The organism is Winogradskyella sp. R77965 (genome assembly GCF_044594915.1).
GTDB lineage: Bacteria > Bacteroidota > Bacteroidia > Flavobacteriales > Flavobacteriaceae > Winogradskyella.
This window is the reverse complement of sequence record NZ_CP138990.1, coordinates 519,776-543,101: the sequence shown is the minus strand read 5'-3', so window position 1 is coordinate 543,101 and position 23,326 is coordinate 519,776. Positions and strand designations below refer to the sequence as shown.

18 protein-coding genes are annotated in these 23,326 nt (G+C 33.3%); 7 read left to right on the top strand and 11 right to left on the bottom strand.

Annotated elements, in window-relative coordinates:
* Positions 1-16 precede the first annotated feature (16 nt).
* Positions 17-1,612 (bottom strand): bacillithiol biosynthesis cysteine-adding enzyme BshC, encoded by a 1,596-nt coding sequence (gene bshC, locus SJY34_RS02550; protein ID WP_400078615.1) that lies wholly within the window; start codon positions 1,610-1,612, stop codon positions 17-19.
* 117 nt (positions 1,613-1,729) lie between these two features.
* Between bshC and SJY34_RS02545 the strand changes: the two genes are divergently transcribed.
* The 6 genes from SJY34_RS02545 to SJY34_RS02520 are packed head-to-tail and all read left to right on the top strand — an operon-like array spanning position 1,730 to position 8,606.
* Entirely contained in the window at positions 1,730-4,219 is a 2,490-nt protein-coding gene (locus SJY34_RS02545; protein WP_400078613.1) for a M14 metallopeptidase family protein, read from the top strand.
* Positions 4,220-4,248: 29 nt separating this feature from the next.
* Positions 4,249-7,092, top strand: a complete 2,844-nt coding sequence (locus SJY34_RS02540; protein WP_400078611.1) for a M16 family metallopeptidase — start codon at positions 4,249-4,251, stop codon at positions 7,090-7,092.
* Positions 7,093-7,102: 10 nt separating this feature from the next.
* Positions 7,103-7,462, top strand: a complete 360-nt coding sequence (locus SJY34_RS02535) for a bleomycin resistance protein (protein ID WP_400078609.1) — start codon at positions 7,103-7,105, stop codon at positions 7,460-7,462.
* A gap of 45 nt (positions 7,463-7,507) precedes the next feature.
* The gene (locus SJY34_RS02530) at positions 7,508-7,882 is read left to right on the top strand and encodes a VOC family protein (protein ID WP_400078608.1); all 375 of its coding nucleotides are present in this window, start codon (positions 7,508-7,510) and stop codon (positions 7,880-7,882) included.
* Positions 7,883-7,892: 10 nt separating this feature from the next.
* Positions 7,893-8,219, top strand: coding sequence for a hypothetical protein (locus tag SJY34_RS02525; protein WP_400078606.1), 327 nt, complete (start codon positions 7,893-7,895; stop codon positions 8,217-8,219).
* A gap of 36 nt (positions 8,220-8,255) precedes the next feature.
* Complete coding sequence (locus SJY34_RS02520; RefSeq protein WP_400081434.1) at positions 8,256-8,606, top strand: ribose-5-phosphate isomerase; 351 nt, start codon at positions 8,256-8,258, stop codon at positions 8,604-8,606.
* Here SJY34_RS02520 and bshA read toward each other — a convergent pair.
* The 10 genes from bshA to SJY34_RS02470 all read right to left on the bottom strand — a co-directional run bounded on the left by bshA (position 8,603) and on the right by SJY34_RS02470 (position 20,308).
* Entirely contained in the window at positions 8,603-9,739 is a 1,137-nt protein-coding gene (gene bshA, locus SJY34_RS02515; RefSeq protein ID WP_400078604.1) for an N-acetyl-alpha-D-glucosaminyl L-malate synthase BshA, read from the bottom strand. The genes SJY34_RS02520 and bshA overlap by 4 nt on opposite strands.
* 122 nt (positions 9,740-9,861) lie before the next feature.
* Entirely contained in the window at positions 9,862-12,780 is a 2,919-nt protein-coding gene (locus tag SJY34_RS02510) for a glycoside hydrolase family 3 N-terminal domain-containing protein (protein ID WP_400078602.1), read from the bottom strand.
* A gap of 139 nt (positions 12,781-12,919) precedes the next feature.
* Positions 12,920-14,140: a phosphoserine phosphatase SerB gene (gene serB / locus SJY34_RS02505; RefSeq protein WP_400078600.1), complete on the bottom strand. Its 1,221-nt coding sequence runs from the start codon at positions 14,138-14,140 to the stop codon at positions 12,920-12,922.
* Positions 14,141-14,211: 71 nt separating this feature from the next.
* Complete coding sequence (locus SJY34_RS02500) at positions 14,212-14,697, bottom strand: ABC transporter ATPase (RefSeq protein WP_400078599.1); 486 nt, start codon at positions 14,695-14,697, stop codon at positions 14,212-14,214.
* Between the two features lies 1 nt (position 14,698).
* The gene (locus SJY34_RS02495; protein WP_400078597.1) at positions 14,699-15,334 is read right to left on the bottom strand and encodes a hypothetical protein; all 636 of its coding nucleotides are present in this window, start codon (positions 15,332-15,334) and stop codon (positions 14,699-14,701) included.
* Between the two features lie 10 nt (positions 15,335-15,344).
* On the bottom strand, positions 15,345-16,127 hold the full coding sequence (locus SJY34_RS02490) for a (Fe-S)-binding protein (RefSeq protein WP_400078595.1): 783 nt from the start codon (positions 16,125-16,127) through the stop codon (positions 15,345-15,347).
* Between the two features lie 14 nt (positions 16,128-16,141).
* Entirely contained in the window at positions 16,142-16,795 is a 654-nt protein-coding gene (locus SJY34_RS02485; protein ID WP_400078594.1) for an outer membrane protein, read from the bottom strand.
* Positions 16,796-16,829: 34 nt separating this feature from the next.
* Positions 16,830-18,143: a 4Fe-4S dicluster domain-containing protein gene (locus SJY34_RS02480; protein WP_400078592.1), complete on the bottom strand. Its 1,314-nt coding sequence runs from the start codon at positions 18,141-18,143 to the stop codon at positions 16,830-16,832.
* Between the two features lie 11 nt (positions 18,144-18,154).
* Complete coding sequence (locus SJY34_RS02475; RefSeq protein WP_400078590.1) at positions 18,155-19,102, bottom strand: MlaD family protein; 948 nt, start codon at positions 19,100-19,102, stop codon at positions 18,155-18,157.
* Between the two features lie 54 nt (positions 19,103-19,156).
* Complete coding sequence (locus SJY34_RS02470) at positions 19,157-20,308, bottom strand: N-acetylmuramoyl-L-alanine amidase (RefSeq protein WP_400078588.1); 1,152 nt, start codon at positions 20,306-20,308, stop codon at positions 19,157-19,159.
* A gap of 108 nt (positions 20,309-20,416) precedes the next feature.
* Here SJY34_RS02470 and SJY34_RS02465 point away from each other — a divergent pair, with 108 nt between their 5' ends.
* On the top strand, positions 20,417-23,185 hold the full coding sequence (locus SJY34_RS02465; RefSeq protein ID WP_400078586.1) for a putative LPS assembly protein LptD: 2,769 nt from the start codon (positions 20,417-20,419) through the stop codon (positions 23,183-23,185).
* Positions 23,186-23,326 lie beyond the last annotated feature (141 nt).

The following is a 23,326-nucleotide window of genomic DNA, read 5'->3' as shown; positions in this document are numbered from 1 at the left end:
GAATATAATAAAAATTCTAAATTGTTAAGATTGTAAAATCCCCTTTTAATGGTTCTAAAGCTTTCATCAGCTCTGGAATTAATTGATTCCCAAATTCTAAATACAATTCGGAAAAATTAGTGTTCCGTTCTTGTAAACTCTGACCTGGAAACAATTGCTCTTGCAATTCTGTACAACGACTAATTTGATCTGCTAATTTTTTCTTTTGAGCTTTTAGTAAACGTTTTTCAAGATGTTTTAAGCCTTTTATTTGCTTAGCTTTTTGAGCTTTTACAGCACCCAAAAACGATTTGTCGGTTTGCTCTGCAAGTTGTTGCAAGTCTTTAAACTGTTGTTCTAAATGCTTAATCTGCTCTGAAAAATCAACATCTATATTTGATATTTTTCTAACCTTTTTATTAATGAATGAATTTCTATCTAAAAACAAATCTTTATTAGAAATATTTAATTTTTCTAGCTTCTGTGATTGCTTAGTCGTTTTCACCAAAGCAGAATTACGCAACAATAACATTGGAAAAGTAACCTGTTGTGCTTCAAAATTAGATTTTAATTGTAACCAATAAATCATCTCTCCGCCTCCACCTATGTAGCAAAGGTTTGGTAAAACAACTTCTTGGTATAAAGGTCGCATAATAACATTTGGTGAAAAACGCTCTGGATGCAAATTTAGGTGCTCTATAATTTCACTTTTATTCCAAGTTATATCAGTATTGTTGACTTTGAATACATCGTTTTTAAAAACTATACGCTCTCGCAAACCTTTATCAATGTAAAAGAAATTTATCTCTCTAGGATTTACTTGAATTTTCAATCCTAAATCTTGTAGCGTTTTATTAGTATTAGAAACATGCTTGAAAGCCGTTTGATCAAAAAGTTCTTCTTTAATATTAGGAATGAATAAACGCTTTAAATCAGCATGATCTGAATCTAAAATCACTAAACCATGCTCTCCAAATAATTCGTTAGCCAAATAGCGCGTAGCATCAGCTAAATTATTATGATTTAAATACGCTTCTTCAAACCATTTTTTTAATTGTTTTGCATTTCTTCCGAGACCTAATTCAGCAGATACAACTTCAAAAACATTTTCTAAACCTTCAGTATTAAAATGACCAACAGCTCCATTTTGATTAGAATTCCATTGAATCTTCTTACCTTTAAAATTAAAATAATTGATTTCTTCAAAATCATGATCCTCTGATGCCATCCAATAGATTGGCACAAAATTGTAATTTGGATATTTCTCCTTTAATTGTTTGGTAAGATTTATAGTAGAGATAATCTTATAAAGAAAATACAAAGGCCCAGTGAATAAGTTTAATTGGTGACCTGTTGTAATAGTGAAGGTCTTATTATCTCCTAGGGTTTCTATATTTTCACTAGTCGCTTCAGAAGTGTTTAAATCTTTATATTGTTCTTTTAAGGTTTCAACTAAAACAGTTCTCGACTCCGCTCGAACGGACAATGCTTTATCCTCTATCTGAGCTTTAAAATTATCTAAAGTTGGAAATCGATTGTACAAAAATTCTAACTCTGGTTTTTGGTCTAGATAATCACAAATAAAGTCTGAGAAGTAATGGGTTTCTCTAAACGGAATACAGTCGGTTGGCATATAGTAATCTAAATTATGGTATAAATATAATGTACTTCTGTTTTTTAACTGCTAATTTTTAGTTAATTCAGTTTCACTGATTATCTTTACTAGCTTTCAACCAAAAAAAAATATTAAATGCAAAAATTAGTTTTACTTCTTTTGGTCGCTTTTGGCAGCCATACCTTTACATCGGCTCAAAACATTCAATCTCCAAGTGACTTTTTAGGATACGAAATCGGCACACAATTTAGTCGTCATCATCAAGTGGTCGATTATTTTAAATCTGTCGCAAATACATTACCAAATCAGGTAAAACTTGAAGAATACGGCAAAACTAATGAGCGCAGATCATTGTACTTAGCTTATGTTTCTAGTGAAGAAAACATAAAAAGCTTAGAAACCATTCGCGAAAATAATCTAAAAAACACAGGATTATTGGAAGGAACTCCAACGTCTACTGATGTGGCTATTGTATGGTTGAGTTATAATGTACATGGCAATGAGGCGTCTAGCACAGAGGCTTCAATGTTAACCTTATTTAAATTATTAACGGAACAAAAAGACCTACTAAAAAACACGGTAGTGATTATAGATCCTTGTATTAATCCAGATGGCAGAGATCGCTACGTCAATTGGTATAACGAAACGGCAAGCCAACCTTACGATATTGATCGAAAAGCTAGTGAACACAACGAACCTTGGCCAGGTGGAAGACCAAACCATTATCTTTTTGATCTCAACAGAGATTGGGCTTGGGCTACACAAGTGGAAACACAAAAACGTTTGGAGGTATATAATAAATGGATGCCACATATTCATGTCGATTTTCATGAACAAGGTATCAATGAACCTTATTATTTTGCTCCAGCTGCAGAACCCTTTCATGAAATTATTAGTGATTGGCAGCGCGATTTCCAGACACAAATAGGAAAAAATCATGCTAAATATTTTGATGCCGAAGGTTGGTTATTCTTTACCAGAGAACGTTTCGATTTATTTTATCCAAGTTACGGAGATACCTATCCAACATATATGGGAGCGATCGGTATGACCTACGAACAAGGTGGTCATGGTATGGCCGGTTTAGGAATTTTGAATGACGAAGGCCATGTTTTAACGTTAGTAGAACGCTTAACGCATCATACCACAACAGGAATTTCGACCGTTGAAATCGCTTCAAAAAACGCTTCAAAATTGAATACTGAATTTGCTAAGTTTTTCAATAATTCAAACTTAAAATATAAGAGTTATGTTGTTTCTGGTAATACAGACAAACTAAATAGTTTAAAGGAACTATTAAACAAGCACGACATAGCTTTTGAAAACCCAAACAATTCTAAAATCTCAGGCTACAATTACCAAACTGGTAAACAAAGTAATATAAATGTTTCTAGTGACGCCTTAGTCGTTCACACCAATCAACCAAAAGGCAAAATGGTAAAAGTGTTGTTTGAACCAAATGCCAAACTCACCGATTCTTTAACTTATGATATTACAGCTTGGTCTGTACCGTATGCTTATGGTTTAGATGCTATTGCTAGCACAAGTAAAGTGAGTAGCAGTAAACTATTTGAGCGCATAGAACTTAACGTAATATATGATGCCTATGGCTATGTAAGTAAATGGAATTCAATAAATGACGCCAAGTTCTTAGCCGATGTATTACAGCATAAATTCAAAGTTAGATTTACAGAAAAACCATTCACTTCTAATGGCACCAAATTTGAACGTGGCTCTCTAATAATAACGAAAGGCGATAATACACATATCGATAAATTTGTTTCAAAATTAAATACCATTGCCCAAAAGCATTCAAAAGCCTTAACACAAATTAATACAGGATTTTCGGAAATATATCCAGATATAGGATCACCAGATATTAAGTTAATCAATCAACAAAAAGTAGCTGTGCTTTCTGGAGAAGGTACGTCATCACTGAGCTATGGTGAAATATGGCATTTCTTTGAAAAACAATTGCACTATCCTTTAACATCGATAAACACGGATAATTTAAGCAGAACCAACTTAGATAAATTCAATGTGTTAATTATACCTAGTGGTTATTACGGAAGCGTTTTGGATGAAAGCAATATGACAAAACTGAAAGATTGGGTGCGTGCAGGTGGAAAAGTCATTGCCATTGATGGAGCCTTAAGAAGTTTTGCTGGTAAAGATGGTTTTAGTCTTAAATATAAATCCTCGAAAGATTCTGAAGGGGAAGAAATGAATGATAACTTAACTCCTTATGCAGATCGTGAGCGTGAATATACCAACAACCTTATTACTGGTGCTATTTTTAAAACTAAAGTAGATAGCACGCACCCTATGGCATTTGGTTATGGTGAGGACTATTTTACTTTAAAACTAGGAAGTTCTGCCTACGGTTTATTAGAAAACGGTTATAATGTTGCACATTTAGATAACACCAAAGTCTATTCTGGTTTTGCAGGTAAAGATGCACTCAAAAACTTAGATCAAACTCTAATATTTGGTGAAGAACCAATGGGAAGCGGAAGCTTTATTTATATGGTAGATAACACCTTATTTAGAAGTTTTTGGGAAAATGGAAAACTGTTTTTAGTTAACTCTATTTTCTTTGTGAATAATAACGCATTCGAATTATAATACAACATTCATCAATCAAACACATATTTATGAGAATTTTTAGAAGAGGAATTTTAAGTCTATTTGTTTTTTTTACAATCGCGTCTTGTGAACAGAACGAAACCAAAACATCTGAAACAGAATTTAAAGTTGATTTTGAAAAATTCACTTTAGACAATGGTTTACAAGTTATTCTTCATGTCGATAAATCCGATCCTGTTGCAGCTGTAGCTTTAACTGCTCATGTTGGTTCTGCCAGAGAAAAAGAAGGCAGAACGGGTTTTGCGCATTTATTTGAACACTTATTATTCCTAGAGTCAGAAAACCTAGGCAAAGGTGGCTTAGACCAAATGAGTGCTCGTATTGGTGGCTCTGGTGCTAATGGTTCTACTAGTAGAGACAGAACGAACTACTTTCAAACGGTACCAAAAGATGCATTAGAGAAAATGATTTGGGCAGAGGCAGATAAACTCGGTTACTTTATCAATACCGTTACTGAACCTGTTTTAGCCAAAGAAAAACAAGTGGTTAAAAACGAAAAACGTCAACGTGTCGATAATCAACCTTATGGTCATAACTCAGCAGTAATTAATAGCAATTTGTATCCAAAAGGTCATCCTTACAGTTGGGAAGTCATCGGATCTTTAGAGGATTTACAAAATGCAACTTTAGAAGATGTTAAGGAATTTTTTAAACGTTGGTATGTACCAAATAATGTCACTTTAACTATTGCCGGAGATATTGATGTAGAACAAACTAAAACTTGGGTAAAAAAGTATTTTGATGAGATTCCTAGAGGTGAAGATATTTTGGAAATTGAAAAACAACCTGTGACACTAAAAAGCTCGAAACGCTTATTTTATGAAGACAATTTTGCACGTGCGCCAAGGCTTACTATGACTTGGCCTACTGTTTATCAATACCACCCAGATTCTTATGCGCTTAATGTACTATCCCAATATTTAAGTCAAGGTAAAAAAGCACCATTGTATAAAGTTTTGGTTGAAAACCAGCAATTAACAAGCAATGTAAGAATGCGTCAAAATTCATCTGAAATTGCTGGGCAACTTATGCTCAGCGTAACTGCTTTTAACCAAAAAGATTTAAATATTGTTGCAGCTGCTATAAATGATGCTTTTAAAGATTTTGAATTAAAAGGCATTTCAGAAAAAGATTTAAATAGAATTAAAGCCGGACAAGAAACTAATTTCTATCAAGGACTTTCAAGTGTTTTAGGTAAAGGATTTCAGTTGGCTCAATATGAAATTTTTGCAGGCGATCCAGGATTTATAAATCAAGATGTAAAAAATATTTTGGCGGTTACACCAGAAGATGTTATGCGTGTTTATAATACATACATTAAAGATAAAAACCATATCGCAACCAGTTTTGTACCAAAAGGACAAATGAATTTAGTATTAGAAAATTCGGAATTAGCTAGTGTGGTTGAAGAAAAGATTATTGAGGGAGCAGAAGAAAGTTTTGACCCAAGCATTACAGCGACTTACGAAAAAACAGCAAGTAGTTTTGACAGAAGTATAGAGCCAGCATATGGAGAAAGTCCAGAATTGAACATTCCAGAAGTATGGAAAAAAGAACTAGATTCTGGTATAAAAGTATTTGGTATTGAAAATTCGGAAGTACCACTGGTTCAATTTCAAATGCAAATATTAGGTGGTTTGTTACTAGAGGACAAAGACAAAGTCGGTGTTTCTAATCTATTGGCTGATCTTATGACCAAAGGCACAAAAAACAAAACGCCAGAAGAACTCGAAAATGCTATTGAAAGTTTGGGAGCTAATATTAATGCTTCCGCAACAGATGAAAGCATTGTAATTTCTGGCACAACCTTATCGAAACATTTTGATGCCACTATGGCTTTGGTTTCAGAAATTCTATTAGAACCAAGATGGGACGAAAAAGAATTCGATTTGATAAAACAAAGCACTATTAGTAGTATTCAACGTAGCAAAGCCAGCCCAAACAGTATTGCTTCAAATGAATTTTCAAAATTACTTTATGGAGATAATAACATTCTAGCATATAATAATAATGGTACTGAAGCTTCAGTAGAAAGCATTTCTATGGTGGATTTACAGAACTATTACACTACTAATCTTACACCAAAATTAACTAACATACACGTAGTTGGTGCCATTTCTGAAGCTAAGGTTATTAAGGCTTTAGAAACAATTAACACTAAATGGGAAGTAAAAGATGTAACTCTACCAGAATTGGCATTACCATTATATCCTGAAAGCTCAACAGTGTACTTCTATGATGTGCCTGGTGCAAAACAATCTGTTATTCGTTTTGGCTATCCTGCTCTCAAAGCAACGAACAAAGATTATTACGCTACTACAGTAATGAACTACAGATTAGGTGGAGGTAGTTTTGCCTCCCAATTAACCCAGCAATTACGTGAAGGTAAAGGCTACACTTATGGTATTCGTTCTGGTTTCTCGGGCTCATCAAATAAAGGTGAATTTATCATCAGTAGTGGAATTAGAACCAACGTAACATACGAAGCTACAAGTTTAATAAAGCAAATTTTAGAGGATTATGGTGATAATTATTCTGAAGAAGATTTAGAAATTACCAAAGGCTTTACCATTAAAAGTACAGCTAGAGCTTTTGAAACGCTTAGAGCAAAACTCAATATGTTGAGTAATATTAGCAATTACGGATTGACAGATGATTATGCAAAACAACGTGAAACTATTGTGAAAACAATGACTGTAGAAGATGTTAAAATGTTGGTTGAAAATTACATTAAACCCAATCAGATGATTTATTTAATCGTCGGCGATGCAGAAACACAATTGGATAAGTTAGAAAGATTAGGATTTGGGAAACCGATTTTATTGAATAAAGAAGAAGATATTAAGAAATAATATAAAATCTATGCTGAATGACATCCATCCAAAATTACCAATGCGCAATAAAGCTATAACCAAGGATTATTATATAAATCAATTGGGATTTAAAGAATTAGGTGATGAAGATTATGAAGCTTATTTAATGGTAAAAAAGGACAATATTGAAATTCATTTTTTCTTATTTAAGGACTTAAATCCAAAAGAAAATTATGGGCAGGTTTATATTAGGCCTGATAACATAGATCAATTATACCAAGAGCTGCTAGATAAAAATATAGCCATTCACCCAAACGGAAAATTAGAGATAAAACCTTGGGGACAAAAAGAATTTGCGTTGCTAGATCCTGATACTAATTTATTGACTTTTGGGCAAAGTATATTATAAAAGTTAGTTTTATTACCTTTAAGTACTAACAATACAATCATAATCATGAAATTAGGAGCATTTTCTGTAAGCCTGGCTGTAAAAGACATTAAGGCATCAAAAGCATTTTACGAGACTTTAGGATTTTCGGTTTTCGCTGGAGACCTAGAAAAAAATTATCTCATTATGAAAAATGAATCATCTCTCGTTGGTTTGTTTCAAGGGATGTTCGAAAACAATATCCTTACATTTAATCCAGGCTGGGACCAAGATGCCAATACGCTTGAAAATTTTGATGATGTACGTGACATTCAAAAGCATTTAAAATCAAAAGATATTGCGTTTGCAAGCGAGATTGACGAAACTTCCGATTCTGGTCCAGCTAGTTTTGTGGTTTTAGATCCAGACGGAAATGCTATACTAGTCGACCAACATATCTAAAACATCTATTATGAATTGGGATGTTGGACTAAAAATATATGATGATATAACCGAAGCTTGTAAAGGGTTTGAGCGTAAAGGCAAGAACATGATTTACACCTCTTCTAATGGTTATATGTTTACATTATTTAATAAAGCTGCCGAAATTGGTATTCGTTTACCAAAAGATGAATCTGCTAAATTTATGGAGACATATAATACTGGTTTTTACTATTCATATGGCGCAAAAATGAAGGATTATGTTTTAGTACCAGAATCACTTTGGACTGATAAAAAATTAATGGTTAGTTATTTTGAACAAAGTTTTGACTATGTAAATAGTTTGCCTCCGAAGTAAAAAAATATGGACGCATTACAAACCATGATTAATAATATGGCAAAAGTCTTATATCGTATTTATGTTATAGAATTATCTAAACGTGTATTCACAGAGAATGCAAAATTTAGAAATGCGAACCCACAGTTTAATGGTGTATTAGAATGTCTCTATGTAGGCATGACAAGTAAAACTCCAAAAGAACGTTTTATGCAACACAAAACTGGTCATAGAACTAAAAAGGGCTATAAAATTTCTTCGAATATTGTAAAAAAATATGGCTTGTATTTACGTCCTAGTCTTTATAATCATATTGATCCATTTTTTACCAGAGATGAGGCTATAATTGCTGAGGAGCAAATTGCATTAGAATTACGAAGAGCACGCTATGCAGTTTGGTATAACTAACTTACTAAGAACTTCTTTAAAGTTTCTTCGTAAATTGCTTCGTACATTGGTACTATATTATGCAAGTCGAATTTCTTAGACTGTACTTTTGCATTCGTTTTAAAACGATTTAATGTATCAATATCGGATAGAATCTTTATTGCATTTTTAGACATATCCTCAACAGCATTTACATCACTTAAATACCCAGAATATCCATCTTCATTAACCTCTGGAATTCCACCAGTATTTGTTGAAATTACAGGTACACTACTTGCCATTGCCTCAAGTGCTGCTAGACCAAAACTTTCTGTCTGAGATGGTAACAGAAACAAATCACTAAAGCATAGGATTCTATCTATTTCATTACTGTTACCGAAGAAAATAACTTTGTCTTGTATACCAAGTTCTTCTACTAGTAGTTCAGCACCTTCTTTCTCTGGTCCTTCACCTACCAACATTAATTTTGCTGGTAATTCTTTTTGAATGTTATAGAAAATCTTTATGACGTCTGGTATTTGCTTCACTTCCCTCATATTACTTATATGAGTGATAATACGTTCGTTATCATCAGCCATCATTCCGCGTTGGCAATCTGTAAAGTTCTTTAAGTGTTTTTCTAAATCAATAAAATTAGGTACCACATAAATATCTTTCTTAATATCAAATAAACGCATCGTATCTTTCTTCAAACTTTCTGAAACCGATGTTACTGCATCAGATTTATTGATACTAAAAGTTACTGCTGGTTTATAAAATGGATGACTACCTACTAAAGTGATATCTGTACCGTGTAGTGTCGTAACAATAGGAACAATAATGCCTTCGTCTAGAAGCATTTGCTGCGCCATGTAAGCTGCATAAGCATGGGGAATGGCGTAGTGTACATGTAATAATTGAATATCATGTAACTTAACCATATCGACTAATTTACTAGATAAAGCTAATTCATAAGGTTGATAATGAAATAATGGATATTCTGGTACATGGACTTCATGAAAGTGCACATTGCTGCTCAACAGTTCTAATCTTACTGGTTGGCTATATGTTATAAAATGAATTTCGTGACCACGTTTTGAAAGTTCTAAGCCTAACTCTGTAGCTACTACTCCACTACCACCAAATGTCGGGTAACAAACAATTCCTATTTTCATGCAAACGTTTTAAGAATTTAAAGTTAAATAAAGTTATAAGGGTCTAAAGTTAAAAATTGTCTAAAGTTTTAGTTGTATTAGTCAGAAGTTGTTCTTATTACTTACAATTTTTAAATACAAACTTATTCAATAATTGCTTCGTAAATCAAACGCTGAATTTCGGTTCTAATATTTTCTCTTAGTAGTAAATTTTTACCAGCCTGAGGATAGGTTCGGTTAGCTAAGAAAATATAGACAATCTCTTCTTCAGGATCTGCCCAAGCGTAAGTTCCTGTGAAGCCAGAATGCCCAAAACTTGTCATTGATAAACAACCACAGGTGGGTCCTTCTTCGCCTAATTGTGGTTTATCAAAACCTATTCCTCTTCTATTATCAGCATGGCAGTAATGGCATTTGGTAAATTTATCTAAGGTTTTAGCTTTAAAATAGCGTTTACCACCATAAAAGCCTTTTTGTAAATACATCTGCATTATTTTGGCTACGTCATTAGCATTACTAAACACACCTGCATGTCCACCGATTCCGCCCTGCATTGCTGCTCCCATATCGTGTACATAACCATGTATTTTTTTGTAGCGATAATAATTATCAACTTCCGTAGGAACAATATCTTTAAGACTGAATTTTCGTCGAGGATTATATGTCGTATAATTTGCACCTAAAGATTTATAAAAACGATCTTGGGTGATTTCATCTAAAGATTTGTCATAAAATCCTTCAAGATAATTTTTAAGAATATAATATGGTAAATCACTATAGCGATAGCGCAGGCTTGATAACAGCTCACTTTCAATTATTGTTTTTTGAATGGAGTCTTTATAATCATTTCGCATAAAAAGTGTATTCGTCACTTCTACATCAAAGCCTTTACTTCGCTTTTTTCTATAATATTTTGGGTCCGGCTTTTTTGTTACAGTATCTAAAGTGGAATAGTAAAATGGAATCCATGGTTTTAATTGCGCATAATGTGATAACATTTTTTTGAGCGTCACATTCTTTTTGTTTGATGATTTATACTCAGCAAGTAAATTACCTAATTTAGAATCTAGAGATACTGATCCTTGTTGTTCTAATTCCATTAATATGGGAAGCGTAGCCAATATTTTTGTTAGTGAAGCGAGATCATATATGTCGTCTGAATCTACTTTATTTTTTTTAGAATATGTATGATAACCAAAATTCTTATTATATATCACTTTTCCTTTTCTTGCCACTAATAACTGAATACCAGGAGTCATTTTATTTTTTATCGCGTGATTAGCAATAGAATCTATTCTGCTGAGTCTTTGAGAGTCCATTCCAACGCGCTCTGGTAAACCATAACTTAAGTTTAATAATGCATTGTAAGTTTCTCCAGCTCCAACTGGGAAAAATTTACCAGTACTCACTGGTAATTTACCTTTTGCACCGATAGCACCAAAAATAAGTTGCGCAGATTTTTCTTGAGCTATCCTACTATTTTGATAGCTCATTACTATGCCTTCAATATTTTCAATAGATAACAAATCGTTTAATGCATAAGGCATAGCAAATACATCCAAAATCACAGTATTAGTTCTTGCAATTTCATATAACCAAGCCATTTCCTTTTGTGAAAATCTGAATTTCTTCCAAGGGTCATCATTAGATTTATGAAATCCTACAACCACGGTATTATAATTCTGAAGTTTGGCAATAACTCCATCAAGCTTATCGGCTTTTATTTGGTGTACTTTGGTGTATTTTTTTAATTCATCTAAAAACGCTGAGCCTTTAGAATCACCAAGTGCTACATAAGCTATTTTTTTTGTTTCTATATCGCGAAGAGGTAATACTGAATTCGTGTTTTTTACAACTGTAATTGCACTTTCCATAAGCTGTTCATACAATACATCATCTTCAATTCTGTTAAGTTCTTTAGACAAATTGTACAGTCCTACAGGAGAATAATCGTGTAATCCCACCTTGTATTTAGCCATTAATATCTTCTTAACTGAATGTGCCAAACGCCCTTCAGTAATCTCCCCTTTATTGTATGCATCTAGGATTTTTTTAGTTCCGATTCTAACATCTTCAGACATTAGGAGCACATCATTTCCTGCTAAAAATGCAGCTAAATCTATAGCTCCAGTTTCGTTAAAATTTGCCGCACCTTTCATAGTTAAGGCATCTGTAAATATTAAGCCTTTAAAACCAAGAGAATCTTTTAGAATATCGGTAACAATATGCTTAGAAAGCGAAGATGGTAAACCAGATTTTTTTTCTAAACTAGGCACGTTTAAATGGGCAACCATAACACTTGATAGACCTTCTTTTATTAGCTCCTTATATGGATATAGCTCAATAGAATCTATACGTTTTGCACTAAAATTTATTGTTGGCAATTTATAATGAGAATCGTCTTCTGTATCTCCATGACCGGGAAAATGTTTTGCATTAGCCAATGTACCAGCACTTTGCATACCTTTCATAAACGCCAAACCTTTTTCAGTAACGTTATCTCTATCTTCTCCAAAAGAACGGTTACCAATAATTGGATTTTTAGGATTGGTATTAATATCTACAGCAGGTGCAAAATTAAAATGCACACCTAATCGCTTGCAATGCTCGCCTATTAACCTTCCAGTTACTTCTACTAATTTATTATCTGAAATGGCTCCAAGTGTCATATTCCAAGGAAACGCATAAGTAGAATCTAAACGCATACTCAAACCCCATTCCGCATCCATACCAACCAGAAGTGGAATTTTGGAAGCTGCTTGTAATTTGTTGTTTAATTTAGCCTGTCGATACGGTCCGCCATTTGAATAAATGACTCCTCCGATATGTTGCTTTTTGATAAGGTCTACAACTTTATTATTAATAGCATCACTATTCTCGGACATGACCTGCACCATGTATAGCTGTCCTATACGCTCTTCAACTGACATAGAGTTGTATAAACTATCAACCCATTTTTGCTGTTGTATAGGGTCTCGAGACTGTAAGGGATTATTGATTTGCTCTTGCGCACAGTTAAATTGAAAACAAGAGCATATAAGGATAAGGGACAAATAGCGCATTGATAATCTTTTATTGTTTATAGGTTCTTTAATATGAACTAATATTATGCCAAAATAGCATAATTAATAAGAAGTTAAAAGACTTTATGATACTTTTATAAACCGCTTAATTAACAGTTTTAGTAAACATAAAAAGAGTTTAAACTAAATCTATATGACGATCGTGGTATCCTAACAAATATAAAACGCCATCCAAGCCAATACTAGAAATAGAACTTTGGGCATTATCCTTTACCTTAGGTTTTGCATGGTAAGCAATACCTAAGCCAGCAAGATTTAACATTTGTAAATCATTAGCACCATCACCAACAGCGATTGTCTGACCTATATCAATTCCCATATTCTTGGCGAGCAATTTGAGATATTCGGCTTTTTTGTTGCCATCTACAATTTCTCCTAAATAGCCACCTGTTAGAGTGCCATTTGTAATTTCTAATTGATTAGCATATACAAAATCGATATCAAGTTTTTCTTGAAGATAATGTCCAAAATAAGTAAAGCCACCAGAAAGAATTGCTGTTTTATAGCCGTAATAATGAAGTGTATCAATTAATCGTTTTGCACCTTTGGTAATGGGAAGGTTTTCTGCAACATCTTGTAATACCTCTTCGCTTAACCCTTCCAAAAGCTTCATTCGCTTTTTAAAACTTTCTTTAAAATCAATTTCGCCTTGCATCGCAGATTCAGTTATGGCTCTTACTGCTTCACCTACTCCTGCCCTTTCTGCCAGTTCATCAATAACCTCAGTTTGAATTAAAGTAGAATCCATATCGAAACAAACCAAACGTCTGTTGCGTCTAAACATACTATCTTCTTGAAAAGCAATATCAACATCCAGCTCCTTTGATATTTCCATAAATTTAGAAGTAAACTCGGTTTTATCACCTAATTTTCCTCTTATGGATAGTTGAATTGAAGCTCTAGGATAGTCTTCCTTTTTAATCAATGATGTACGACCGGTTAGGCGCTTAATCGAATCAATATTTAGACTCTTTTCTGAAATCACTTTGGTTACTTCAGAAATTTGCTCTGCACTGAGTCTTTCGCCTAATATGGTAACGATGTAGCGATCTTTACCTTGTAGATTAACCCATTTCTCATAGTCTTCGCCAGAAATCGGTGTAAACTTAGCCACTATACCTAGCTCGTAGGCTTTAAATAGTAAATCCTTTAAAACAGCTGCGGATTTTTTTCCGGATTTAATTTCAAATAATATACCTAGTGATAAAGTATCATGAATATTTGCTTGCCCAATATCTAGCACCTTGGCATCATATTCTGACAATACGCTTGTAAGACCAGAAGTTAGGCCTGGTTTATCTTGTCCAGAAATATTTAGTAAGAAAATGTCTGTTGCCACTTATTAAATTTTATGGTTATAGGTTGAAAAATAGGTTCTTCCATTTGAAACGGAAATTTTTTGATGAAATATCACTTAATAAATCTACTATGCCAACTTTCGCTTGCAGGCACTTCCCAATTTTCATTAAATTCTGCGATATTAGTGACTAAATTATTAAATACAATGGTCTTTTTTGAAACCGCTTTTTGCTGTGCCATCTTTTTAAAATCAATCAGAGGCTTATAAGCAATAAACTCGCCTTGCTTATAAGACACATTCATTTTATCCATTAAATCCACTTGGTATTGTTTCTCTAATTGTTGAATAAAATGAACCGAAGCATCTATAGAACAACCTGTGGCATTATTTAAGCTTTGGTTTAAAGCAATAACTATAAAACGCTTATAAACAATTTTATAGCCAGATTCTAAATCTTTTCCATGAGCAGTCCAAGCTTCAATAAACGTATTAAGCTGTTCCTTAAGTTGTTCTATTTCTGCATCAGAAAATGAACGATTAGCTTGATAAATCCAAACTCTAGATTCTTGGGGTAACGTATCAAAATCCACTAGCATATTATAGCGCTTCTAACTTAGTAATTACTTTTTTTGTAATATATTGCTTTTCACTTAAATCGAATAACTCTACCTCTTTAAATGAAATCATAAATGATTGTCCAAAATTAGATTTCTTAAGCAATTCATAGCCTTCAAACTTTTCTGTTATTAAGAAAATATGGTTTTTCTCAAAATCATCCTTAGTTTCAATATACGATATAGCATCATTATTCATAGATAATAATTCAACTTCTATAGTAAGTTTATCATCATCAGAGCTTTTAAATCCTATAATATCTTCCTCTTCGTCATCGATAAAATCTACCAATTCTTCGGAGGAAAAAATAGATAAAAATTCATCTCCACATTTGGTAGCCATTACTAAGCCTACTTCCTCACCAATCTTTTCAAAATTTGCAGTTTTTTGTTCGCTGAAATATTTAGACTTTGATTTATGGTTATTATAGCTTTTTATTAAACAAAGGCCTAATGCCATTTGCTTTTCGTCCATAGTAGCCGATGTCTTTATTTTTTTCTTAGTAATACATTCGCAAGTGTCTTCTGCCATAAGATCAATAACCTCTTCTTTTGATTTTTTTTGAGCGTTAAGGTTTAATCCTATTAGCAAGACTAGAGCGATAATAACTTTATTCATTATACTATTATTAAGCGTTTGCAATTAATTCAGCAATATCCATTACTGATATTTCATTTTCTTTTTCTTTGGCTTTTATACCATCTGTCATCATAGTATTGCAGTAAGGACAACCCGTAGCGATAATTTCGGGATTTGTTTCTAAGGCATCTTGGGTTCTAAGCACGTTAATGTCCATATCTCCTTTTTCTGGTTCCTTAAACATCTGTGCGCCTCCTGCTCCACAGCATAATGCTGTTTGCTTGTGACGTTTCATTTCTATTAATGTGGCATTGGTTTTACTTAAAACATCTCTAGGTGCATCATATTCATTATTGGCTCTACCTAAATAGCAAGGATCATGAAATGTAATCCGTTTCCCCTTATAAGTATTGCCTTCTATAGTTAAGCGATCAGAACTCATTAGTTCTTTTATATATTGTGTATGGTGAATAACATCGTAATTTCCACCTAAACTTGGATATTCATTTTTCAGACAATTGAATGAATGCGGATCACAAGTTACAATGCGTTTTATTTCATAGGCGTTAAGCACTTCAATATTCATAACAGCTTGCATCTGGAATAAAAACTCGTTTCCAGCACGCTTAGCTAAATCACCAGTAGCACTTTCTTCGGTTCCTAATACTGCAAAATCTACATTAGCTTTATTCAAAATCTTCACAAAAGCTTTTGTAATTTTTTTAGCTCTATCATCATAGCTTCCAGCAGAACCAACCCAAAATAAAATTTCTGGTTGTTTCCCTTCTGCCATAAACTCCGCCATTGTTGGCACTTTTAGTTGTCCGCTCATACTTATAATTATTATTAAAGAAACAAATTAAAACCAGCAATAAAGCCAATTTTACTATCTATATATTTAAAATCAAAATCATTATTTTCGTCTGGCTTAGTAGTTATTGATAAATAATTAATACCTAAATCTATGGAGATATTTGAATTTATAAAAAAAGCAACCCCTCCATTAAATCCATAAGAAAATGTATTTGATTTGATTTTACCATACTCGGTATTACCTGTTTCAAAATCAACTAAAAATGAATCAGAATTATTTATTCCGAATCCTACATTTCCTTGTAGAAAAGGCTTAATGTTTGATTCAGAAAAATAATAACGTATAAAAGTAATAGCAGAAACTGAAGTGGATTTAATTTCAAATGGATATGTTTCAAAGCCATTAGAAGACTCGCTCTTACGCTTACTAAAACTAACTGGCACTTGCAATCCAATTGCTAATTTATCTATTATGAAGTATCCTAAAGAGGGTCCAAAAGAAAGCCTTAAAACTGTATCATCACCTTGATTTTCATTATTAGGTTTTACAGAACTTTTACTAGAAGAAAACGATAAGTCTGAAGATCCACCGATAATTAAATTTCCTTTCTCGGTCTGAGAATAACCAATCGAGAACATTAATGTTAATGTTACAAATAAAACAATGGTTTTTGTAGTGTTTTTCATCTAAACCTGTTCTTAATTCAGTTTAATATGTTTATTATTCGTCTTTCCAATTTAAACGGTCCATTTGGTTATAAGGCCAAGGTGCTCCATTGTTCTCTATATTGGTCATCATATTATTTAATTCCATCGGTGCAGCACTTTGCTCCATTACTAAATAACGACGCATATCTAAGATAATTGATAAAGGATTAATACTCACAGGACATTCTTCTACACAGGCATTACAAGTGGTACAAGCCCACAATTCTTCATTTAGGATATAATCACCAAGAAGTTGCTTACCATCATCTTTAAATTCACCGTTATTTGCATCTATATTTTTTCCAACTTCCTCCAAGCGATCCCTTGTATCCATCATTATCTTACGAGGAGATAGCTTTTTACCAGTTAGATTTGCAGGACAAGCAGAGGTGCAACGTCCACACTCTGTGCATGTATATGCATTTAGCAACTGAATTTGATCCAAATCCATAACATCGCTAGCACCAAACTTTGCTGGTACTTCATCATCTGCAGTTTCTGCTGGTGCAGTGTAAGGATCTGCATCTGGATCCATCATAAGCTTTACTTCGTTAGTAACGGCTTCAAGATTATTGACTTTCCCTTTTGGTTCAACACTGCCATAATAAGTGTTTGGAAACGCTAAAAGAATATGTAAATGCTTAGAGAAATATAAATAGTTTAAGAAAATAAGAATCCCAACAATATGCAACCACCAAGCTGTGCGCTCAATCATATGTAATGTTTCTGGTGCAACCTCACTAAACCATGGTGCTATAAACTGTGTTACAATATTACCATAATTAAGATCTTGAAATGAAGTATCTGTTGCGTTCATTAGCAAAAACAAACACATTAATACAACTTCGAAATATAAAATGATATTACCATCGCTTTTTGGCCAACCCTTCATTTCTGAGCTTAAGAAACGTTTTATTTTAATAATATTTCTTCTTAACCAAAAAACAACTACAGAAATTAATACTAAAACCGCTAAAATTTCGAACGCATCGATTAAATATCCATAAACCGCTACAGGTAATATTTCTAAACCTATACGATGTGTACCAAATAAACCATCAATAATAATCTCTAAAACTTCAATATTTATGATGATAAAACCAACATAAACTATAATATGAAGAAAACCAGCAATTGGACGCTTTACCATTTTGCTTTGTCCTAGTGCAATGCGTGCCATGTTTTTCCAACGTTGCGCTTTATTATCGCTAGCATCAACTTCTCGTCCCAGTTTAATATTTCGGATGAGTTTTCTAATATTTTTGGCAAAGTAGCCGACGCCAAGGAAAAGAATTATGGCAAAAATTATATTTGGTAAATATTGCATGAAAAGTGGCTCTAATTATTTTTTAATTGCTCTTGAGTTGGTTCCTCATAAGGAATCTCCTTTTTTGATAAAATACGTCTATATCTTGCAGGATGCAGCTTTATATCTAATAACAACAATTGAAACTCTTTTGAAGCTTTATCTAAATTTTCATAAAGTGACTCATCTTTGAGTAGTTTACCAATAGTACCTTCACCATTATCTATGCTAGATAACATGCTTTGCATACTAACTAAGGTCTTATTTAAATCTTCAACAGTTTTAGAAAGTCCTGCATTTTTTAATTCCGCAGATAATTCACTTAAATCCTTACTGGTTTTGTCAAAGTTATCTAGAATAGAAGATACTTTTTCGTCATTTGCCGTTATGACACCTTGTATAGAATAGGATAAATCTTTAAATGATTTTAAAGTAGTATTTAACTCAGATATTGCGCTTTTTAAGCCTCGATCAGATTCGTCTACTAACAAAGCATTTAAGCTATTTACCAATGTATCTGTAGAACGTAGAGTGCCATCTAAACCTGCCGTCACTTTAGGCAAGTCATCTTCTATCGTTGACATTAAACCTTGTTTAATCTCAGAATTAATAAAATCACCAGGCTTAGCCAATTGTCCATCATTAGCATCTATAATTTCTATCGCATTACCACCCAATGGACCAGTTGGATATAACCTTACTTTACTATTCTTTGAGAATACAAGCTTGGGGTTTACAGAAAACTCAACACGAGTTTTACCTGTTTCAAAATCGTATGCAATATCTTCTATTTTACCTATCTTATTTCCTTTAATAGTAACTGGTGAAGAAGGAGTTAAAGAATTATAGTCAAACTCAGTGTAGTAGGTTTCTTTGTCAGAAAACAAGTCTTGTCCATTAAGAAATGAAAATAAATATATAAAAAGAGCAATACCAGATAATACTAAGACTGCTGTTTTAACTTCTCTTGAAACTTTCAAATGGTTTATCTTTGGTTAGAAACAAAATTAGCAATAAATATATGAATAATGATTCTAATTAGAAGCAGTTTTCGACTTAGAAGCCGTTTTAGCCTTAGGAGTGGATTTCAACACTTGGTCTAAGTCAATTTTTTCTCCAGCTTTGATGGCTATAATAAAAGCATCCGAATAGCCATTGGATTTAGCAGTACTTTGTAGCTTTTTAATTTTGTTATAATCTGAAGTTTTTCCACTAAAATACTTGTACATGTTCCCTTCCTTTTGCCTTGTAATATCGCTTAGCCCCTTAAAGTTATAAGACTTTGCTTCTAATTCTTTATAACTTGCAGCTATTTGGACTTTGAAAGTTACACCTTCATAAATCATTGTCTCGCTGCTATTCGCTGTGATAGCTTCATTTTCAGAGCCAACAATATGGTTACCAACATTAAGATCTAGTTCTTTTTTATAAGCGATTATAGCATCTTTAATAGAAGCTGCCATTTTTGATTGTCCACTTTTAGTATTTAGATAAGCTCCTTCTCTTTTGTTTGTTAAAAAACCTACTTCTACCAAAACACTTGGCATATAAGTATTACGAATTACTAATAAACTCGCTTGCTTTAAACCTCTGCTCTTGCGTTTAGCTTTACCGATAAAATTATCTTCTATTTTACGCGCTAAGATTATGCTTTGCTCAACATACACTTCTTGCTCAATACCAATAGCAATAGTTGATTCTGGTGAACTAGGATCAAATCCTGCGTAATTCTCTTCGTAATTATCTTCTAAAAATATAACCTCATTTTCGCGTTTGGCAACATCAAAATTACGCGCTGTATTTTTTTCGCCTAATACAAAGGTTTCGGTACCACTTGCTTGAGAGTTATGTGCATTACAATGAATAGACACAAACAAGTCTGCATCTGCTTTATTCGCTATATTAGCGCGCTCATAGAGTTCAACAAACACATCAGTTTTCCTTGTGTAAATAACTTTTATATCAGGATTTTTCTCTAATGCTTTCCCAACTTCTAATGTTACTTTGAGTGCGATATTCTTCTCACTATGCCCATTTCCAACATTACCAGAATCACCACCTCCATGACCAGCATCTAATACCACAACAAATTTATCGTCTTGTGCATGCAGAGGTGCATAAGATGTTAAAGAAGTGATAAATGTAACAACTAAGAATACTAATATATATTTAGGCTTCGTTTGCATATTTAATTTAACGGTTTATTGGCTTGACTTATTACATATTCCACAAGTAAAACGGTATTTTTAATCTTTATTATATTAGTAAACTAATCATAAAAAATATCTGTACTTTTGGCGTTTCAAAAACCGAGCCATACTTTTACAAAAATACATTTAAAAGGATTGCGTACAAATAGTCTATACATACTTTTTGCCTTGAGTTTTACAGTGTTTATCAACACTTTTAGCTTCGCACAAGAAATACAAAAAAAGAAGCCACCAATTCCTGCTGAGAAAGTGAAAGATTCTACAAGTATTCCTGCTGATTTAATTTTAAACAAACCTTTAAATACGAAGCAGGTTGATTCTACTAAACAAGATTCTTTAAAACAAAATGAATTTTTATCGGATATTGTAAAATATAGAGCAGCAGACTATGTGTCAATAAATCAAAAAAAACAGAAAATATTCTTATACAATGAAGCTGAAGTCTTATATGAAGACATGGAAATTAAAGCAGGTATCATTGTTATTGATTACAGTAAAAACTTAGTCTATGCTGGTCGTTTAAAAGATTCCACAGGATATTCTCAAAGACCAGTTTTTACGCAAGGTTCAAATGTTATTGAACCAGACTCTATCGTTTTTAATACAGATTCTAAAAAAGCACTAGTTTTTAATACGCGTACGGAACAGCAGGGCTTTAATGTGTATTCACCCAAAACGAAAAAAGAGAACGACTCTACTTATTTTATGGCAGATGCTCGTTTTACTACGGCCGAAGATGAAGATGATCCAGAATACCAATTTATAACCTCTAAGATGAAATTTGTTCCTGGGAAGAAAATGGTCGTCGGCCCAACCTATATGGAAATCTATGGCGTGCCTACACCAATTGCATTGCCATTTGCCTTTTTTCCTATGACTCAAACACAAACTTCTGGGATTATCATTCCAACTTTTGGAGAAGATACTGGTAATGATAGAGGTTATTTTTTACAAAATGGAGGTTATTATTTTGCCATAAGTGATTATATAGATTTAGCAGTACTTGGAGATTATTACACAAATGGTAGTTATGGTCTACGTTTAGAAAGTAATTATGCAAAACGCTATAAGTTTAGAGGGAATTTAGGTTTTAGATATGAAAACTTGTTAACCAGCGAACGTGGTTTTCCTGACTTTTCTAAAAGTACAATCTATAATATTAGGTGGTCGCATAGTCAAGATTCTAAAGCTAGTCCTAGTTCTCGATTCTCTGCTTCGGTTAACCTAGGAAGTAGTCAATATTACCAACAATCTGTTAACCAGATTAATCAGGCCAATTTTTTAAATAACACTTTGGCTTCTTCAGTGTCTTATTCAACATCATTTCAGGGAGAACCACAAGTTAATTTAAGTCTTTCTGCTACGCATTCGCAAAATACCAATACAGAAGCCATTAATTTAACCTTGCCTACAATGCAAGCGTCTATGAGCAGAGTCTTTCCTTTTGCACCAAAAACAGGAACTAAAAAAGGAGCTATTCAAAATATTAATTTTCAGGTCAATACCAGAGGTGAATATCGTATTAATACAACAGACTCACTATTTGGAAAAAGCGAAATGTTTGAAGATGCTGTAGCAGGTATGCGACACAGTATTCCTTTAACAACAAACTTTAAGGTGTTTGATTATTTTAGCGTGAGTACAAGTGCCAATTTTGAAGAAACCTGGACACTTAAGACTGTCAATAGATCATGGAACCAAGCAGAACAACAAGAAATAGAAATTAACCAAAACGGATTTGATCGTTTTCTTACCTATAATTTAGGCGCTAGTGTTGGTACAACTGTTTATGGTATGTATGACTTCACAGGTGAAGGAAAAGACCCAAAGATACAAGCTATTAGACATGTCATTAGACCATCAATAAGCTATTCTATAAATCCTGCTTTTGATCAGTATTACGAAACTTATGATGTTATTGATGCAGATGGTACAACGACTGACCAAGTTGAATATACTCGTTTTGAAAATTCATTGTTCGGAAGACCTGGCAATCAATATTCTAGTAGTTTAGGGATATCTGTGGGTAATAACATTGAAGCCAAAATACGCTCAAAGGATTCTACAAATACGGAACCTGAAAAGGTATTCTTACTCAACAATTTAAATTTTTCGACAGCTTATAATTTAGCTGCGGATTCTCTAAACTGGAGTCCTGTGCGTGTTTCAGGTGGAACACAAATTTTGGATAAAAAAATGAGTATAAATTTTGCAATGACCCTCAATCCTTATGCTTTAGATAGTAATAATAATGTTATTAATACTTTTAATATTGATAATGGTGGTAGTTTATTTCGTTTAACGTCAGCCAATATTAATATGAGCTATACACTGAGTAATGATAGTTTTTCTGGCGAAGAATCGGATGACGATAAAGCTTCTGCCCAAGAAGCTGCGCGTTCTGGCGGACGAACCGATGGACTTTTTGGTAAAACTCAAGATTTTGCAGATAAACGGCTTTCAGATAAAAAGAAAGGTAAGGAAGATGAAGAGAATAATGATTTTTATAATTACAAAATGCCGTGGTCTATTCGATTTGCATACGCTGCCAATTATACCAACACACGTAGACAGAACCAAATATCCTCACATTCTCTGATGTTCTCAGGTGATGTAGAATTATCACCACGTTGGAGTGTTGGAGCATCATCTGGTTATGACTTTTTAAATCAAGGATTTACGTATACCCAATTACGCTTTGAACGTGATTTATTGAGTTGGCGTATGAATTTTACCTGGATACCTTTTAGCGCTCGTTCATCATGGAATTTCTTCATTGGTATTAAATCTAACATCCTGAAAGATTTAAAATACGATCAACGTCGCCAGCCAGATCAGCGTGTTGGGAATTAACGTCATTGCGAGGACGAAGGACGTGGCAAATGCGCAGCATTCATGAATACCTTTAAAAAACAATATAAGAGTAATGAATAATCCGTTTATTAAAAACTACTGTTTCATGGAGTAGTTTCTTCAGGTCTGAATCAATAAATT

What these genes read in the sequence shown, in the direction of transcription:
- bshC (WP_400078615.1), bottom strand. Translation starts at nt 1,612, where the DNA reads ATGCCAACCGACTGTATTCCGTTTAGAGAAACCCATTACTTCTCAGAC.
- SJY34_RS02545 (WP_400078613.1), top strand. Translation starts at nt 1,730, where the DNA reads ATGCAAAAATTAGTTTTACTTCTTTTGGTCGCTTTTGGCAGCCATACC.
- SJY34_RS02540 (WP_400078611.1), top strand. Translation starts at nt 4,249, where the DNA reads ATGAGAATTTTTAGAAGAGGAATTTTAAGTCTATTTGTTTTTTTTACA.
- SJY34_RS02535 (WP_400078609.1), top strand. Translation starts at nt 7,103, where the DNA reads ATGCTGAATGACATCCATCCAAAATTACCAATGCGCAATAAAGCTATA.
- SJY34_RS02530 (WP_400078608.1), top strand. Translation starts at nt 7,508, where the DNA reads ATGAAATTAGGAGCATTTTCTGTAAGCCTGGCTGTAAAAGACATTAAG.
- SJY34_RS02525 (WP_400078606.1), top strand. Translation starts at nt 7,893, where the DNA reads ATGAATTGGGATGTTGGACTAAAAATATATGATGATATAACCGAAGCT.
- SJY34_RS02520 (WP_400081434.1), top strand. Translation starts at nt 8,256, where the DNA reads ATGGCAAAAGTCTTATATCGTATTTATGTTATAGAATTATCTAAACGT.
- bshA (WP_400078604.1), bottom strand. Translation starts at nt 9,739, where the DNA reads ATGAAAATAGGAATTGTTTGTTACCCGACATTTGGTGGTAGTGGAGTA.
- SJY34_RS02510 (WP_400078602.1), bottom strand. Translation starts at nt 12,780, where the DNA reads ATGCGCTATTTGTCCCTTATCCTTATATGCTCTTGTTTTCAATTTAAC.
- SJY34_RS02500 (WP_400078599.1), bottom strand. Translation starts at nt 14,697, where the DNA reads ATGCTAGTGGATTTTGATACGTTACCCCAAGAATCTAGAGTTTGGATT.
- SJY34_RS02495 (WP_400078597.1), bottom strand. Translation starts at nt 15,334, where the DNA reads ATGAATAAAGTTATTATCGCTCTAGTCTTGCTAATAGGATTAAACCTT.
- SJY34_RS02490 (WP_400078595.1), bottom strand. Translation starts at nt 16,127, where the DNA reads ATGAGCGGACAACTAAAAGTGCCAACAATGGCGGAGTTTATGGCAGAA.
- SJY34_RS02485 (WP_400078594.1), bottom strand. Translation starts at nt 16,795, where the DNA reads ATGAAAAACACTACAAAAACCATTGTTTTATTTGTAACATTAACATTA.
- SJY34_RS02480 (WP_400078592.1), bottom strand. Translation starts at nt 18,143, where the DNA reads ATGCAATATTTACCAAATATAATTTTTGCCATAATTCTTTTCCTTGGC.
- SJY34_RS02470 (WP_400078588.1), bottom strand. Translation starts at nt 20,308, where the DNA reads ATGCAAACGAAGCCTAAATATATATTAGTATTCTTAGTTGTTACATTT.